Origin of the sequence: Streptomyces sp. NPDC127092, assembly GCF_042722475.1 — a bacterium.
Lineage (GTDB): Bacteria > Actinomycetota > Actinomycetes > Streptomycetales > Streptomycetaceae > Streptomyces.
On sequence record NZ_JBHXFE010000001.1, the window covers coordinates 115,199 to 134,186 of the forward strand.

The 18,988-nt window shown below is 76.2% G+C and carries 1 protein-coding gene; it reads left to right on the top strand.

The features are described from left to right. Positions 1-2: 2 nt before the first annotated feature. Positions 3-18,983 (top strand): SDR family NAD(P)-dependent oxidoreductase, encoded by an 18,981-nt coding sequence (locus tag ACFWJO_RS00485; protein WP_386862626.1) that lies wholly within the window; start codon positions 3-5, stop codon positions 18,981-18,983. The last annotated feature ends 5 nt before the right edge of the window (positions 18,984-18,988 follow it).

The following is an 18,988-nucleotide window of genomic DNA, read 5'->3' on the forward strand; positions in this document are numbered from 1 at the left end:
CCATGGCCAAGCCCAGCTCCGCACCGATCGCCGTCGTCGGACTCGCCTGCCGTCTGCCGGGCGCCGCCGACCCCGACGCCTTCTGGCGGCTGCTCAGCCGGGGCGAGGACGCGGTGGGGGAGCCGCCGGCGGACCGCTGGTCCGCCTCGGCTCCCCGGCGGGGCGCCTTCCTCGACGAGGTGGACCGCTTCGACGCCGCGTTCTTCGGGATCTCGCCGCGCGAGGCGGCGGCCATGGACCCGCAGCAGCGGCTGATGCTGGAACTGGGCTGGGAGGCCCTGGAGGAGGCCGGGATCCTGCCCGGCTCGCTGGCGGGCAGCCGCACGGCGGTGTACGCGAGCGCCCTCTGGGACGACTACGCGGCGCTGCACCACCGGCGCGGCGAGCAGGCGGCCGGCCGGTACTCGGTGACCGGGCTCGGCCGGGGCATCATCGCCAACCGGCTGTCGTACGTCCTCGGTCTGACCGGTCCGAGCCTGACGGTCGACTCGGCGCAGTCCTCGTCGCTGGTCGCGGTCCACCTGGCCTGCGAGAGCCTGCGGCACGGGGACGCCGACCTGGCCGTGGTCGGCGGTGTGAACCTGATCCTGTCGCCCGGCAGCAGCGCGGACAGCGCCCGGTTCGGCGCCCTGTCCCCCGACGGCCGGTGCTACACCTTCGACTCCCGTGCCAACGGCTACGTCCGGGGTGAGGGCGGCGTCGCCGTCGTGCTGAAGCCGCTCGACCGGGCCGTCGCCGACGGGGACCGGGTGCACTGCGTGATCCTGGGCAGCGCCGTCAACAACGACGGCGCGTCGACCGGCCTGACGGTGCCCGACCGGGCCGCTCAGGAGGCCGTGGTGCGGGCCGCCCACGCCCGGGCGGGCACCGCCCCGGAGTCGGTCCAGTACGTCGAGCTGCACGGCACGGGCACGCCGGTGGGCGACCCGGTGGAGGCGGCGGCGCTCGGTGCCGTGCTGGGTGCGGGCCGGCCGTCGGACGCACCGCTGCTCGTGGGCTCCGCGAAGACGAACGTGGGGCACCTGGAGGGCGCGGCCGGTCTGGTCGGCCTGCTGAAGACCGCGCTCGCGGTGTCCCGGCGCCGCATCCCGGCCAGCCTGAACTTCCGCGAGCCGAACCCCGCGATCCCGCTCGACGCGCTGGGGCTGCGGGTCCGCACGACGGACGGCGAATGGCCGGCGCCCGAGCAGCCGCTGATCGCCGGCGTCAGCTCCTTCGGCATGGGCGGCACCAACTGCCATGTGGTGGTGGGCGAGGCGGAGCGGGTGCCCGAGGGACCGGCGGAGGCCGCCGGCATCACCGGGGGGCCGGTCGCCTGGCTGCTCTCCGGACGCGACGCGGCCGCGCTCCGGGGGCAGGCGGAAAGGCTGCGCCGGCACCAGGAGCGGTACGGGCACCGCGCGCTGGACACGGCGTACGCGCTCGCGGCGCACCGGACGCGGTTCGGCGAACGGGCCGTGGTGATCGCCGAGGACGCCCAGGGGCTGCTCGCCGGTACGGCCGCGCTGGCGCGTGGCGAGGACCACCCGGCGGTGGTGCGCGGCACGGCCACCGGGCCCGCCCGTACGGCGTTCCTGTTCACCGGACAGGGCAGCCAGCGCGCCGGCATGGGCCGCGAACTCCACTCCACGTACGAGGAGTTCGCCACCGCCTTCGACGCGGCCTGCGCCGCCCTCGACCCCCACCTCGACCGCCCGCTCAAGGACGTCGTCTTCTCCGACGACGACACCCTCCTGCACCAGACCCAGTACACCCAGCCGGCCCTCTTCGCCCTGGAGACCGCCCTCTTCCGGCTCCTGGAGAGCTGGGGTGTCACCCCCGACTTCGTGGCGGGTCACTCCATCGGCGAGCTGACGGCCGCGCACGTGGCGGGAGTTCTCTCCCTGCAGGACGCGGCGCTGCTGGTCGCCGCGCGCGGCCGGCTGATGGGCGCGCTGCCGCGGGGCGGGGCGATGGCCGCCGTGGAGGCGCCCGAGGCTGTCGTACGGCCCCTGCTGACCGCGCGGGTGGCGCTCGCGGCGGTCAACGGGCCCGATTCCGTGGTGATCTCCGGCGACGAGGACGAGGTCGAACGGGTGACCGCCCGACTCGCCGCCGAGGGCCGGCGCACCCGGCGCCTCACGGTCAGCCACGCCTTCCACTCCTCCCACATGGACCCGATCCTGGAGGAGTTCCGCGCGGTGGCCTCGGGGCTCACCTTCCGGGCGCCCCGGATCCCGGTGGTCTCGAACGTGACGGGTGCCCTGGCGACCGACGAGGAGCTGGCCTCACCCGACTACTGGGCCCGCCACATCCGGGAGGCCGTCCGCTTCCACGACGGCGTGCGGGCGCTCCACGAGGCGGGCGCCGGGGTTTACCTCGAACTCGGGCCTGACGCGGTCCTGACCGGGGCGGCCCGCCGGACCCTGACCGGAGCGGGATCCGTCCCCCTGCTGGCGGCGGCACTGCGGCGCGGCAGGCCCGAGGCGGCCACCCTGCTCGCGGCCGTCGCGAGCGCCTACGCCCGGGGGGCGGAGGCGGACTGGACCGGCATGTTCGCCGGCCGCGGCGGCCGGCCGGTGCCCCTGCCCACGTACGCCTTCCAGCGAGAGCGGTACTGGATGGAGGAGGGCGGGGCGGAGCCGGCCGGGCCCCCGGCGACCGCTTCGGGCACGGGCCCCACCGTGGCCGGCTCCACGGACGCGCCCGCCCCGGCCGACGTCGCCGACGCGCCCACTCCGGCCGACTTGCCCACTCCGGCCGACGTCGCTGACTCGCCCACTCCGGCCGACGGCGCCGCGACCGCCGTCCCCGGCGACCTGACGGAACTGGTCAGGACGCACATCGCCTTCGTGCTCGGCCATGTCACCGCCGAGTCCGTGGACACCGCGCGCAGCTTCAAGGAACTCGGTTTCGACTCGCTCTCCGGTCTCGAGCTCCGCGACCGGCTGCAGTCCGCGACCGGGCTCTCCCTGCCCGCCGCGCTGGTCTACCACCACCCGACGCCCGAGGCCGTGGTCGCCCTGCTCCAGGAGCGGTACGCCGGCCCGCGAGGGGAGGCGGACGAGGCACCGCGGAGCCGCACGGACCTGGACGACGACCCGGTCGTGATCGTGGGGATGGCCTGCCGTTACCCGGGCGGGGTGGGCTCCCCGGAGGAGCTGTGGGAGCTCGTGACCTCGGGTACGGACGCCATCGGGCCGTTCCCGGCCGACCGGGGCTGGGACCTGGCCGGACTCTACGACCCCGACCCCGACCACCCGGGGACCTCGTACGCGCGGGAGGGCGGATTCCTCACCGGCGCGGGCGACTTCGACGCCGGCTTCTTCGGCATCAGCCCGCGCGAGGCCGCGGCGATGGACCCGCAGCAGCGGCTGCTCCTGGAGACGGCCTGGGAGGCGTTCGAGCGGGCCGGGATCGCGCCCGACGGGCTGCGCGGGGCGCGGGCGGGCGTGTTCGTCGGCGCCACGGCCATGGACTACGGACCCCGGCTGCACGAGGGAGCCGAGGGCTACGACGGCTATCTGCTGACCGGCGGCACCGCGAGCGTGGCCTCGGGGCGGCTGGCGTACACCTTCGGGCTTGAGGGTCCTGCGGTCACCGTCGACACCGCCTGCTCCTCCTCGCTCGTCGCCCTCCACCTCGCCGTGCAGGCGCTGCGGCAGGGCGAATGCGATCTGGCGCTCGCGGGCGGGGTGACGGTGATGCCCACGCCCGGCATGTTCCTGGAGTTCAGCCGCCAGCGCGGCCTCGCGCCCGACGGCCGGTGCAAGCCGTTCGCCGCGGCCGCCGACGGCACGGCCTGGGCCGAGGGCGTCGGCCTGCTGCTGGTCGAGCGGCGCTCGGACGCCGAACGCCACGGGCATCACGTCCTGGCGGTCGTACGCGGTACGGCCGTCAACCAGGACGGCGCGAGCAACGGCCTGACCGCGCCCAACGGCCCTTCCCAGGAGCGGGTGATCCGGCAGGCGCTGGCCGCGGCCGGACTCACCGGCGCCGACGTCGACGCGATGGAGGCGCACGGCACGGGCACCCGCCTCGGCGACCCCATCGAAGCGGACGCCCTGCTGGCCACCTACGGGCAGGACCGGCCGGCCGACCGGCCGCTGTGGCTCGGCTCGCTGAAGTCCAACATCGGACACACCCAGGCCGCGGCCGGAGTCGGCGGCGTCATCAAGATGGTCGAGGCGATGCGCCACGGCCTCCTGCCCCGGACCCTGCACGTCGACGAGCCGACCCCGCACGTCGACTGGTCGGCGGGCGCGGTCGAACTCCTCACCGAGGCACGTGAGTGGACGGCGGACGGACGCCCGCGACGGGCCGCCGTCTCCTCCTTCGGCATCAGCGGCACCAACGCCCACGTGATCCTGGAACAGGGCCCGGAGCCGGCGGTCGAGGACCGGCCGGAAGCGGCTCGTCCGGACGCTCGCCCCGTGCTGCTGACGCTCTCGGCACGCACGGCGGACGCACTGCCGGCCCAGGCCGAGCGCCTGTCCGCGTACCTCGACCGGCACGCGGAGGCGGACCTCGCTCCCGTGGCCGCCGCCCTCGCCCGGGGCCGAGCCGCCCTGGAGCACCGTGCGGTGCTGCTCGCCGAGGACCGGGAGGAAGCGCTCGCGGCGCTGACGGCGCTGGCGGCCGGGGACCAGCACCCGGCGGTGGTGCGCGGCACGGCCACCGGGCCCGCCCGTACGGCGTTCCTGTTCACCGGACAGGGCAGCCAGCGCGCCGGCATGGGCCGCGAACTCCACGCCATGTACGAGGAGTTCGCCGCCGCCTTCGACGAGGCCTGCGCCGCCCTCGACCCGCACCTCGACCGCCCGCTCAAGGACGTCGTCTTCGCCGACGACGACACCCTCCTGCACCAGACCCAGTACACCCAACCGGCGCTCTTCGCCCTGGAGACCGCCCTGTTCCGGCTCGCAGAACACCACGGGCTGGTGCCCGACCATGTCATCGGCCATTCCATCGGCGAGTTCGCCGCCGCCCACGCGGCAGGCGTCCTCTCACTCGACGACGCAGCCCTGCTCGTCGCCACCCGGGGCCGCCTCATGGGCCGCCTCCCCACCGGCGGAGCCATGGCCGCCATCCAGGCCACCGAAGACGAAACACTCCCCCTGCTCAACGCCGCCGTCGCACTGGCAGCCGTCAACGGACCCGACTCCGTCGTCATCTCCGGAGACCAGGACGAAGTCGACCGCGTCACCGCACACTTCACCACCCTCGGCCACCGCACCCGCCACCTCACCGTCAGCCACGCCTTCCACTCACCCCACATGGACCCGATCCTCGACGAATTCCACGAGACCGCCTCACGGATCACCTTCCAGAGCCCCCGCATCCCCCTCATCTCCACCCTCACCGGCACCCTCGCCACACCCGAAGAACTCGCCGATCCCCACTACTGGACCCGCCACATCCGCGAAACCGTCCGCTACCACCACGCCGTCCAGACCCTCACCAACCTCGGTGCCCGTACGCGCGTACTCGTCGAGCTGGGGCCCGACGCCGCGCTGAGCGCCACCACACCGGGCGCCGTGCCCTTGCTCCGCCGTCACCGCGGCGAGCGGACGACGTTCCTGACCGCGCTCGCCACCGCCCACGCGCACGGCGTGGCCCTGGACCTCCCGGCGCCGCCTCCCGGTCGGCCCGTACACCCGGGCGAGTTGCCCACGTACGCCTTCCAGCGCGAGCGGCACTGGCTCGCCACGCCCACCGCCCTGGCGTCCCCGGGGCTCCTGGGACTGACGGGGCTGCCCTCGGCCGGCCACCCGCTGCTGGGCTCGCGGATCGAGCTGGCCGAGGACGGCGGCCTGGTCCTGCCCGGCCAGATCTCGACCGCCACGCACCCGTGGCTCGCGGACCACCGGATCGCCGGCCGGGTCCTCGTCCCCGGCACCGCCTTCCTCGACCTGGCCCTGACCGCCGGCGAGCAGGCCGGCAGCCCGAGGGTGGAAGAACTGACCCTGGAGGCCCCGCTCGTCCTCGCCGGGGACGCGCCGGCCCGTCTGCAACTGGCGGTCGGAGCCCCCGACGAGCACGGCGTGCGGACGCTGTCCGTCCATTCCCGCGCCTCGGACACGGAGGAGGACGCGGACTCCGGCGCCGACACGGGGGCGTGGACCCGGCACGCGACCGCGCTGCTGGCCCCGGCCCGTGCCGCCGCGCCGGACACCGCCCCGGCCGGGGCGTGGCCGCCCGCGGACGCCGAACCCGTGGATCCGACCGCCCTGTACGAGGAGCTGGACGCCCTCGGATACGGCTACGGGCCCGCGTTCCGGGGTGTCCGCGCCGGCTGGCGGCGCGACGGGGAGCTGTACGCCGAGCTGGCGCTGCCGGACGCGTCCGGTCCGGAGGGCGCCGGGCCGCACAGCTTCGCGATCCATCCCGCGCTGCTCGACGCCGCCCTGCACCTGCCGGTCGTCGGTGCGGCCGGCCAGGCCCCCGGCGGCGGGATGCCGCTGCCGTTCTCCTGGTCCGGGGTGGAGCTCCACGCCACCGGCGCCTCGGTCCTGCGGGTGCGCTGGTCGGCGGACGGGCGCCTGACGTCCGTGGACCCGGACGGGCGACCGGTCCTGTCGGCGGACGCGCTGGCGCTCCTGCCCGTGGATCCGGACCGGTTCGGCGCGCCCGCCGCGCGGACGCGTGATCTGCACCGGCTGCGCTGGGAGCCGGTGGACGCCGTCGCGACGACGGACCGGGTCCCGCTCGTGGAGACGGTCGCCGAACTGGGGCCGGAGGTGCCGGCCGTGGTCGCCCTCCGGGTGCCGGCCGGCCGTGCGGCGGCCGGGCACGCCCTGACGCAGCTGGGAAGCTGGCTGGCCGAGGAGCGGTTCCGGGACGCGCGGCTGCTGCTGCTCACCCGAGGCGCGGTCGCGGCCGCCGACGGGGACGAGGTGGCCGACCCGTGGTCGGCGGCCGCGTGGGGGCTCGTACGGACCGCCCAGTCGGAGCACCCCGGCCGCTTCGCCGTCGCCGACGTCGACACCGACCTCGGCGTCCACGCCGCCGGGGAGACCGCGACCGACGGCGACCCGCTCTCCGCGCTGGCCGCCGCCTCGGAAACCGAACCGCAACTGGCGCTCCGCGACGGAACGTTGAGCGCACCCCGACTGATCCGCGCCGATGGCGAGGCGACCGGGCCGACGCTCGCGGAGCGAGCCGGTCAGCGCGCGGACCGCACGGTCCTGGTGACCGGCGCCACGGGCGCGCTGGGCCGGCTGCTGGCCCGACACCTCGTCGAACGGCACGGCGTACGGCACCTGTTGCTGCTCAGCCGCTCCGGCGAGGACGCGCCGGGGGCGGCCGGACTGCGGGCCGAGCTGACCGCCGCCGGTGCGGAGGTGGAGTTCGCGGCCGTGGACGTCGCCGACCGGACGGCGCTGGCACGCGTGGTCGGGGCCGTACCCGAGGAGCGTCCGCTGGGCGCGGTGTTCCACCTGGCCGGGGCACTGGACGACGGCACGCTGGCCTCGCTGACCGGTGAGCGTCTGGACGCCGTCCTGCGGCCCAAGGCCGACGCCGCCGTCCACCTGCACGAGCTGACGGCAGGCCTCGACCTGTCCGCCTTCGTGCTCTTCTCCTCGGTCAGCGGCCTCGCCGGTACGGCCGGGCAGGGCAACTACGCCGCCGCCAACGCCGTCCTGGACGCCCTCGCGGAGCGGCGGCGGGCAGCGGGCCTGCCGGGGGTCTCCCTGGCCTGGGGCCTGTGGGACACCGAGGACGGCATGGCGGGCGGTCTGGGCGCGACGGAGCGGGCACGCTGGACGCGGTCCGGCTTCACGCCACTGACCGCCGCGGAGGGCCTGGCCCTCTTCGACGCGCTCCCGGCCGACGCGTCCGGCGCCCTCGTCCCCGTACGGCTGGACGCGGCGGCCCTGCGCACGCGGGCGGCCGCCGGATCCCTGCCGGCCCCGCTGCGGCACCTGGTGCGGACCCCGCTGCGACGGGCGTCGGCGGGAACGGCGGCCGACCGGATCGCCGGGCGGTCGGGCGGCGAGGAGTCCTGGGCCGAGCGGACCGGCGCGCTGGCCCCGCCCGAGCGCGAGCGCGCGGTGGCCGAGCTCGTCCGCTCCACCGTCGCCACCGTCCTCGGCCACGCCACATCGGTGTCGATCGACGCCGCCCGCGCCTTCCGGGACCTGGGCTTCGACTCCCTGACCGGCGTGGAACTGCGCAACCGCCTGAGCGCCCTCACCGGTCTGCGCATCCCGGCGACCGCCGTCTTCGACCACCCGTCCCCCGAAGCGCTCACCGCGTTCCTGGTGCGACTGCTGCAGGGCGGATCCAGGCAGGGCTCGGCCGGTACGGACGCGTCCGTGGCGGTCCCGGCGTCCGGCACCGTCACGGACGATCCCGTCGTGATCGTCGGGATGGCCTGCCGTTACCCCGGCGAGGTGGGCTCGCCGGAGGAGCTGTGGGAGCTGGTGGCCTCGGGAAGGGACGCGATCGGGCCGTTCCCGGCCGACCGGGGCTGGGACCTGGCCGGGCTCTACGACCCCGACCCCGACCGCATCGGCACGTCGTACACGCGGGAGGGCGGATTCCTCTACGGCGCCGCAGAGTTCGACGCCGAGTTCTTCGGGATCAGCCCGCGCGAGGCCACCAGCATGGACCCGCAGCAGCGGCTGCTCCTGGAGACGGCGTGGGAGACCTTCGAGCGGGCCGGCATCGACGCGAGCACCGTGCGCGGCAGCCGCACCGGGGTGTTCGCCGGGGTCATGTACAACGACTACAGCGCGCGGCTGACCAGGACTCCGCAGGAGCTGGAGGGGTACGTCCTCACCGGCAACACGGCCAGCGTGGTGTCGGGCCGGCTGGCCTACACCTTCGGGCTTGAGGGCCCGGCGGTCACCGTCGACACCGCGTGCTCCTCCTCGCTCGTCGCCCTCCATCTGGCCGCGCAGGCACTGCGCAACGGTGAGTGCGACCTCGCCCTCGCGGGCGGGGTGACCGTGATGGCCCGGCCGGACACCTTCGTGGAGTTCAGCCGCCAGCGCGGCCTGTCGGCCGACGGGCGCTGCAAGTCGTTCGCGGCGGGTGCGGACGGGACCGGCTGGTCGGAGGGCGTCGGCCTGCTGCTGGTCGAGCGGCTCTCGGACGCACGGCGCAACGGGCACCAAGTGCTCGCGGTCGTGCGGGGTACGGCCGTCAACCAGGACGGCGCGAGCAACGGTCTCACCGCACCCAACGGACCCTCCCAGGAGCGGGTGATCCGGCAGGCGCTGGCCGCGGCCGGACTGACCGGCGCCGACGTCGACGCGGTCGAGGCGCACGGCACGGGCACCCGCCTCGGCGACCCCATCGAAGCGCAGGCCCTCCTGGCCACCTACGGCCAGGACCGGTCGGAGGGCGATCCCCTGTTCCTGGGCTCCCTGAAGTCCAACATCGGACACACCCAGGCCGCCGCCGGAGTCGGCGGCATCATCAAGATGGTCGAGGCGATGCGCCACGGCCTCCTGCCCCGGACCCTGCACGTCGACGAACCGACCCCGCACGTCGACTGGACGACAGGCGCGGTCGAACTCCTCACCGAGGCACGGGAATGGGCCGCACCCGACGGACGCCCGCGCCGCGCCGCCGTCTCCTCCTTCGGCATCAGCGGCACCAACGCCCACGTCATCCTGGAACAGGGCACCGAGCCGGCGGAGCCGAGCACGGGCGCGGATGCGGGGACGGGTACGGGCGCGGGGACGGCCACGGACGCGGGGACGGGTACGGCCCTGCTCGCGCTGTCCGCGCACTCCCCTGAGGCCCTGCGCGCGCAGGCGGCTCAGCTGTCGGCGCACCTCGCCGACCGTCCGGACACCGCGCGGCGGGCCGCCGCACGCGTTCTGGCCACCGGCCGCGTCGCGCTGCCGCACCGTGCGGTGCTGCTCACCGACGACCGGGAGGATGCGCTCGCGGCGCTGGCCGCCGTGGAGGCCGGCACGGAGCATCCGTCGGTGGTGCGCGGTGTCGCGGAAGGCGAGCGCCACGCCGCCTTCCTGTTCACGGGGCAGGGCAGCCAGCGGGCCGGCATGGGCCGCGAACTCCACGCCACGTACGAGGAGTTCGCCGCCGCTTTCGACGCGGCCTGCGCCGCCCTCGACCCGCACCTCGACCGCCCGCTCAAGGACATCGTCTTCGCCGACGACGACACCCTCCTGCACCAGACCCAGTACACCCAACCCGCGCTCTTCGCCCTGGAGACCGCCCTCTTCCGGCTCCTGGAGAGCTGGGGCGTCACCCCGCAGTACGTGGTGGGCCATTCCATCGGCGAGTTCGCCGCCGCCCACGCGGCAGGCGTCCTCTCACTCGACGACGCCGCCCTGCTCGTCGCCACCCGAGGCCGCCTCATGGGCCGCCTCCCCACCGGCGGAGCCATGGCCGCCATCCAGGCCACCGAAGACGAAACACTCCCCCTGCTCAACGCCGCCGTCGCACTGGCAGCCGTCAACGGACCCGACTCCGTCGTCATCTCCGGAGACCAGGACGAAGTCGACCGCATCACCGCACACTTCACCACCCTCGGCCGCCGCACCCGCCACCTCACCGTCAGCCACGCCTTCCACTCACCCCACATGGACCCGATCCTGGAGGAGTTCCACGAGACCGCCTCACAGATCACCTTCCACAGCCCCCGCATCCCCCTCATCTCCACCCTCACCGGCACCCTCGCCACACCCGAAGAACTCGCCGATCCCCACTACTGGACCCGCCACATCCGCGAAACCGTCCGCTACCACCACGCCGTCCAGACCCTCACCAACCTGGGCGACCTCCTCCCCGTCGAGCTGGGCCCCGACGCCGCGCTGACTTCGCTGACGCCGGGTGCGGTCTCCCTGCTGCGCCGTCGTCGCGACGAGCGGACGACGTTCCTGACCGCGCTCGCCACCGCCCACGCGCACGGAGTCGTCGTGGACCGGGCACGGTTCGCCGACGGTCCCGTCGCCATCGGGCCGGCCGTCCCGCACGAGCTGCCCACCTATCCCTTCCGGCGCGAGCGCTTCTGGATGGAGGCGGGGGTCGCCGTCGACGGCGGCGGAGCCGCGGCCCTGCTCGGTCCGGCGGTGGAACTCGCCGACGGCCGGGGCCTGTTGTTCTCCGGCAGTCTCGATCCGGCGCTGCTTCCCTGGCTCGCGGACCACGCGGTGGGCGGCGCGCCCCTCGTTCCGGGCAGCGTCTTCGCCGAACTGGCGCTCCAGGCGGGCGAGTACGCCCAGTGCCCGGTGGTGGACGAGCTGACGCTGGAGGCTCCGCTCGTGGTGGGCGGCTCCGGTCCGGTCGCGCTGCAGCTCACCGTCGAGGCACCGGAAGCCGGTGGCCGCCGTGGCTTCGCGGTCCACTCCCGGGCCGCCGAGGACGTCCCCTGGGTGCGCCACGCCTCCGGCGCGCTCGCGCCCGAGGCCCCGGACCGTCACACTGACGGTTCGGACGGCAGGGACGGCACGGTCGGCGCGGCCGCGTGGCCGCCGGCAGCCGGCGTCGCGCTCGACGTGGAGCGGGTGTATGCCCGTCTCGCGGACCTCGGGTACGGCTACGGGCCCGCGTTCCGCAATCTCACCGCCGCCTGGCGGGACGGCGAGACCTTCTTCGCCGACGTGCGCCTCCCGGACGGGCCGGCGGGGCTTGCCGACGGGTTCGGTCTTCACCCGGCGCTCCTGGACGCGGCCCTGCACCTGCTTCCCGTACGCGACGAGGGGGCGGCCGAGGTCGTCCTGCCGTTCGCGTGGACGGGGCTGCGGCTGCACGCCACCGGGGCGACCGCCCTGCGGGTCACGCTCGCCCCGGCCGGGCCGGGCACCGTGGCCCTGCGCGCGACGGACCCGACGGGCGCGCTCGTCGTCTCCGCGGAGGCCCTGGTGCTGCGGCCGCTGCCCGAGGGCGCCCTGGCGGCCGTACCGTCCGCCGCCGCGTTGCCCCTCTACGCCGTGGCGTGGCAGGCCCTTCCGGAGACGGCGGCCGTCCTGGACGCGGAGACCGTCGCGGCGACCGAGACGGAGTGCCTGGGACCGTTCGAGAGCCCGCGGGCGGCGGCCGTCCGGGCCCTGGGGCTCGTACAGGACTGGCTGGCGCGGGAACGGCCGGCGGGGGCGCGGCTCGCGCTGATCACCGAGGGCGCCGTGGCGACCCGTCCGGACGAGGGTCCGTCCGCGCCGTCGGCGGCGGCCGGGTGGGGGCTCGTCCGCACCGCGCAGAGCGAGCACCCCGAGCGGTTCGTACTGATCGACAGCGACGGCAGCGCGGCGTCCGCGGCCGTGCTCGACCGGGCGATCCGCTCCGGTGAGCCTCAACTCGCCGTGCGCGACGGGAAGATACTCGTCCCGCGGCTCGTCGCCCGGTCCTCGGCGCAGAGCCCGGAGTCCGGTCCGCGCCCGCTGCGCACGGACGGCACCGTCCTGCTGACCGGGGCCACGGGAGCGCTCGGCGCACTGCTGGCCGAGCACCTGGTCACCGCGTACGGCATCACGCGGCTCCTGCTCACCAGCAGGCGCGGCCCGGACGCTCCGGGGGCGCGCGAGCTGGCCGGCCGCCTGGCCTCCCTGGGCGCGGACGTCTCGCTGGCCGCCGTCGACCTCGCCGACGGGGACGCCGTCCGCACGCTCCTCGACGGCATCTCCGACGCCCACCCGCTGACCGCCGTCGTCCACGCCGCCGGCGCGCTCGACGACGGCCTGCTCGAGGACCTGACGCCCGAACGCCTGGAGGTCGTCCTGCGGCCGAAGGCCGACGCGGCCCGGCTGCTGCACGAGGCGACCGCGGACCTGGACCTGGACGCCTTCGTCCTGTTCTCCTCCGTCACCGGCGTCATCGGCACCGCGGGACAGGCCAACTACGCCGCCGCCAACGCCTACCTCGACGCACTGGCCCAGCATCGCCGCGCCCACGGCCTGCCCGCCCTCTCCCTCGCCTGGGGCCTGTGGGACACCGAAACCGGCATGGGCGGACGCCTCGGCGCCGCCGACCTCGCCCGGATCGCCCGCACCGGAATCGCCCCCCTCACCGTCACCGAAGGCCTGCGGCTCTTCGACGCGGCGCTCGCGGTGCCGGCCGGCCAGGAGAGCGCGGCGCTCGTCGCGAGCAGGTTCAGCCACACGGCCCTGGAGGGCCCGGCGTCCGCGGTTCCGGCCCCGCTGCGTTCCCTCGTCCGGCCCGTCCGACGGCGTGCGGCCGCCGGCGCGGCGCCGGGGGCGGCACCGGCCGAGCTGGGCGGCAGGCTGGCGGCGCTCTCCCGCGCCGACGCGGAACGCGAGGTCCTGGAGCTGGTGCGGGCGACCGCGGCCACCGTGCTCGGGCACTCGGGGACCGAATCGGTCGCGGCCGGCCGGGCCTTCACGGACCTGGGCTTCGACTCGCTCGCCGCCGTCGACCTGCGCAACCGGCTCGGCGCGGCGACCGGCCTGCGGCTGCCCACGACCCTGGTCTTCGACCATCCGACGCCGACCGCGCTGGCGGACCGGCTCCTCGGCGAGCTGCTGCCGGACGCGCCCGCCGACGCGGCGACGGGAGGCCCGGCCGTCGGCCCGCGCACCGACGGGGACCCGATCGCCGTGGTCGCGATGGCCTGCCGTTTCCCGGGCGGCGTCGACTCCCCCGAGGATCTGTGGCGGCTGGTCGCGTCCGGTACGGACGCGGTGTCCGCGTTCCCCACCGACCGCGGCTGGGACCTCGCGGAGCTCTACGACCCGGAGGGTGCGCGCCCGGGCTCGTCGTACGCGCGGGAGGGCGGCTTCCTGTACGGCGCCGCCGACTTCGACCCGGCGTTCTTCGGCATGAGCCCGCGCGAGGCCCTGACGACGGACCCGCAGCAGCGGCTGCTGCTGGAGACGGCGTGGGAGGCCTTCGAGCGGGCCGGGATCGACCCGGCGGCGCTGCGCGGCTCGCGGACGGGCGTGTTCGCCGGTGTGATGTACAACGACTACGGGGCGCGGCTGCACCAGGCCGAGGAGGCGCCCGAGGGCTTCGAGGGCTATCTGGTCAGCGGCAGCGCGGGCAGCGTGGCCTCCGGCCGGGTGGCGTACACCTTCGGCCTTGAGGGCCCGGCGGTCACGGTGGACACCGCGTGCTCCTCCTCGCTCGTCGCCCTCCACCTCGCCGCGCAGGCACTGCGCAACGGTGAGTGCGACCTCGCCCTCGCGGGCGGGGTGACCGTGATGGCCAGTCCGGCGACCTTCGTGGAGTTCAGCCGGCAGCGGGGACTCGCCCCGGACGGGCGCTGCAAGCCCTTCGCCGCCGCGGCCGACGGCACGGGGTGGGGCGAGGGTGTCGGCCTGCTGCTGGTCGAGCGGCTCTCCGACGCCCGCCGCAACGGACACCAGGTGCTCGCGGTCGTACGCGGTACGGCCGTCAACCAGGACGGCGCCAGCAACGGCCTGACCGCGCCCAACGGACCCTCACAGCAGCGGGTCATCCGGCAGGCGCTCGCCGCGGCCGGACTCACCGGCGCCGACGTCGACGCGGTCGAGGCCCACGGCACGGGCACCCGCCTCGGCGACCCCATCGAAGCACAGGCCCTGCTGGCCACCTACGGCCAGGACCGGCCCCAGGACGATCCCCTGTACCTGGGCTCCCTCAAGTCCAACATCGGACACACCCAGGCCGCCGCCGGAGTCGCCGGAGTGATCAAGTCCGTGATGGCGATGCGGCACGGGATCCTGCCCCGGACCCTCCACGTCGACGAACCGTCCCCGCACGTCGACTGGTCGGCGGGCGCCGTGGAGCTGCTCACCGAGTCCGTGGCGTGGCCGGAGCGGGACCGACCGCGGCGGGCCGCGGTCTCCTCCTTCGGGATCAGCGGCACCAACGCCCATGTGGTCCTGGAGCACGTGCCCGACCCGGCTCCGGTGCCCGCTCCCGTCCCCGTCGAGCCGGCGGGCGCGCCCGCCGGGGGAGGCTCCCTGCCATGGCTGGTGTCCGCGCGGACGCCCGAGGCACTGCACGCGGCCGTCGGCCGGCTGCGCACCTGGCTGGCCGGCCACGCGGGCGCGGAAGCCGGCGGCGGCACCGAGGACGTGGCACGGGCGCTGGCCGTGGGGCGGAGCGCCCTGGAGCACCGGGCGGCCTTCGTCGCCGACGGCCCGCACGAGGCCCTGTCCGTCCTCGAGCGGCCGGCCGCGGGCGACTGGGGCGGCGTCGCCCGCCGCGAAGCGCCCGCCGATCCGCCCCGTACGGCGTTCCTGTTCACCGGGCAGGGCAGCCAGCGCGCCGGGATGGGCCGCGAACTCTACGAGCGGTACGCGGACTTCGCCACCGCCTTCGACGAGGTGTGCGCCGCTCTCGACCCCCACCTCGACCACTCGCTCAAGGACGTCGTCTTCGCGGAGGACGACACGCTCCTGCACGAGACCCGGTACACCCAGCCCGCGCTCTTCGCCCTGGAGACCGCCCTCTTCCGGCTCCTGGAGGGCTGGGGCGTCAGCCCGCACTTCGTGGCGGGGCACTCCATCGGAACGGTCACGGCCGCGCATGTGTCCGGCGTGCTGAACCTGGCGGACGCGGCGACGCTGATCACGGCGCGCGGCCGGCTGATGCAGGCCCTGCCGCCGGGTGGCGCGATGGTCGCCCTCTCGGTGGACGAGGAGACGGCGCGGGCCCTGGTCGCGGGCCATGAGGACGTGGCGGGAATCGCGGCGGTCAACGGGCCGCGGGCCACGGTCGTCTCCGGCGCGGAGGAGGCCGTACGGGACATCGCCGCGCGGGCCGCCGAGGCCGGGGCGAGGACCCGGCGCCTGACGGTCAGCCATGCCTTCCACTCGCCGCTGATGGAGCCGATGCTCGACGCGTTCCGGGCGGTCGTGGCGGGGCTCGATTTCCACCCGCCGGCCGTTCCGCTGGTCTCCGACCTGACCGGCCGGATCGCGAGCGCCGAGGAACTCGCCTCGCCCGACTACTGGACGGCACACATCCGGGAGGCCGTGCGCTTCGCCGACGTCGTGCGCACCCTGCGCGACCTGGGCGCGGGCGTGTTCGTCGAGCTCGGTCCGGACGCCGTGCTCTCCACCGCGGCCGCCGACACCCTCGCGGCCGGCTCTCCGGCGGACGACGCCGTCACGCGGCCGCTGCTGCGCCGCGACCGGGCGGAGACCGTCGCCCTGCCGGAGGCGCTCGGCGAGCTGTGGGCGACGGGGGTCGCGGTGGACTGGCGCGCGTACTTCGGCGGCCGGGGCACGGACGCCCCGGACCTGCCCACGTACCCCTTCCAGCGCGACCGGTACTGGCTGGACGCGCCGGTCCGCCGCCACGCGGACGTGGCCGGCGCGGGGCTCGGAGCGGCGGAGCACCCGCTGCTCGGCGCGGCCGTCGAACTGGCCGACGGCTCGGGCTTCGTGCACACCGGGCGGCTCGCCGCCCGCGCCCACCCGTGGCTGGCCGACCACGCGCTGCTCGGCGCGGTCGTCCTTCCCGGCGCCGCGCTGCTGGACCTCGCGCTGTACGCGGGCCGGGCCGCAGGGACGCCGGAACTCGACGAACTCGCCCTCAGCGCGCCGCTGTTGCTGCCCGAGGAAGGTGCGGTGCAGCTCCAGCTCACGGTGGGCGCGGCCGATGCCGAGGGACGGCGGACGGTCGGCGTCCACGCGCGGGAGGCCGGCGGCGAGGGCCCGTGGACGGAGCACGCCTCCGGCGTGCTGTCCCCGGCGCCGTCTCCCGAGGCCGGCGGCACAAACGCCGTGCCGCTCGCGGGTGCCTGGCCACCGGCGGACACGGAGGCGGTGGACGTCTCGTCCGCCTACGAGGATCTGGCGCGGCTCGGCTACGCCTACGGCCCGGCCTTCCGAGGCCTGCGGGCGGCCTGGCGCCGCGCCGACGGGGCCTGGTTCGCCGAGGTCACCGCCGGCGGGAACGCCGAGGGGGGCGTCCACGGATTCCCCGTGGGTCCCGCGCTGCTCGACGCGGCCCTGCATCCGCTCGCCCTCGAAGGCCCCGGCGCGTCCGGGGGCCTGCGGGTGCCGTTCGCCTGGACGGGCGTGCGGGTGCACGGGGCGGCGGCCGGGCCCGGCACCCTTCGGGTGGCGCTGACGCCCGTGGGCCCGGACCGGACCCGGCTGGAGGTCGCCGACGCCGACGGCACGCCGCTCCTCTCGGTGGCCGAGCTGACCGTGCGGGAGACCGACCCGGCGCGACTGCTCGCCTCGCGGGGAACGGGCCGGGGCGGCGGCGCCCTGCACCGGCTGGACTGGGTGCCGCTGACGGAAGCGCCGCCGTCCGCCGCTGCGGACTGGGCGCCGTACGAGGAGGCGTCCGCCTCCGTGCCGTACGCCGTGCTCACCCCCGCGCCGGACGCGTCCGCGTACGAGACGCTGCGGGCGCTGCGCGCCTGGACGGCCGGCGAACGCGGCTCGGGCACGACGCTCGTCGTCCGCACCGAGGGCGCCGTCGCCGTACGGGCCACGGAGCCCGTTCCCGGCCTGGCGCAGGCCCCGCTCTGGGGGCTGGTGCGCACGGCGCAGAGCGAGCACCCGGGCCGCTTCGTCCTCGTCGACACCGACGGGAGCGCGGCCTCGGAGGCGGCGCTCGGCCGGGCGCTCGCCTCGGGCGAGCCGCAACTCGCCCTTCGCGACGGCGCGTCGTTCGTCCCCCGGCTCGCCGCGCTGCCGGAGCCGGGGCCGGGCGCGGACGTGCTGCGTACCGACGGGACCGTCCTGCTGACGGGTGCCACCGGGGCGCTCGGCGCGCTCCTGGCCGAGCATCTCGTCACCGCGTACGGCGTGACCCGGCTGCTGCTCACCAGCAGGCGGGGCCCGCAGGCTCCGGGAGCCGGCGAGCTGGTCGCACGGCTCACCGCGCTCGGGGCGGACGTCACGCTCGTCGCGGCCGACACCGCCGACCCGGATGCGGTCCGCGGGCTCCTCGGCGGCATCCCCGAGGCGCACCCGCTCACCGCCGTCGTCCACGCCGCCGGTCTGACCCGGGACGGCACGCTCGACTCGCTCACCGAGGCGGATCTGGTCGACGTGTCGCGGCCGAAGGCCGACGCGGCCCGGCTGCTGCACGAGGCGACCGCGGACCTGGACCTGGACGCCTTCGTCCTCTTCTCCTCCGTCGCCGGCGTCATCGGCAACGCGGGACAGGCCAACTACGCCGCCGCCAACGCCTATCTGGACGCACTGGCCCAGCATCGCCGGGCCCTCGGCCTGCCCGCCCTCTCCCTCGCCTGGGGCCTGTGGGACACCGAGACCGGCATGGGCGGACGCCTCGGCGCCGCCGACCTCGCCCGGATCGCCCGCACCGGCATCGCCCCGCTCACCGTCCCCGAAGGCCTGCGGCTCTTCGACGCGGCGCTGCGTGGCGACGTGCCGGTGGTCGTACCCGCCCGGGTCGACACGGCGGCCCTGCGCCGGACCGGCGACCCGGCCGGGATCCCGGCGCCGCTACGGGGCCTGGTCCCGCCGCCGGCTCCCGGGTCCGCGGCCGCCGCGGCGCGCGCCGGAGGCGGCACGGAGAGCGGGTTCGGCGCCCGTGACGCGGCTGCCGACGGCGCCGGCACCCCGCCGTGGGTGCGCAAGCTCGCCGAGGCAGCGGCGGCGGACCGGCAGCGGATCGCCCTGGACCTCGTCCGGGCCACGGTGGCCGAGGTGCTCGGGCACGCTCCGAACCACCCCGTGCCCGTGGACCGCGGACTGCTCGACCTGGGCTTCGACTCGCTCACCGCGGTCGAACTGCGCAACCGGCTCGGCGCGGAGACCGGCCTGCGGCTGCCCACGACCGTGCTCTTCGACCACCCGACGGCGAGCACGCTCGCCACCCATCTGCTGGGCGAGCTGGCGCCCCGGCTGCCCGGCGGCGCGGCCGCCACCCTGGCCCGCGTCGAGGAGCTGGAGGCCGCGCTGGCCGACGGCCCCGCCGACGACCCCGGGCTGAGCCCCGAGGCGCGTGAGCGCATCGCCGACCGGCTGGCGGCACTCCTGGACCGGCTGCGCCCGCAGGGCCCGGTCCCCGACGACACGCAGACCACCGCACTCCTGGACGAGGCCTCCGACGACGAGCTGTTCCGGCTCATCGACGGCGGTCTCGGCTCCGAGTGATCCGC

What these genes read in the sequence shown, in the direction of transcription:
- ACFWJO_RS00485 (WP_386862626.1), top strand. Translation starts at nt 3, where the DNA reads ATGGCCAAGCCCAGCTCCGCACCGATCGCCGTCGTCGGACTCGCCTGC.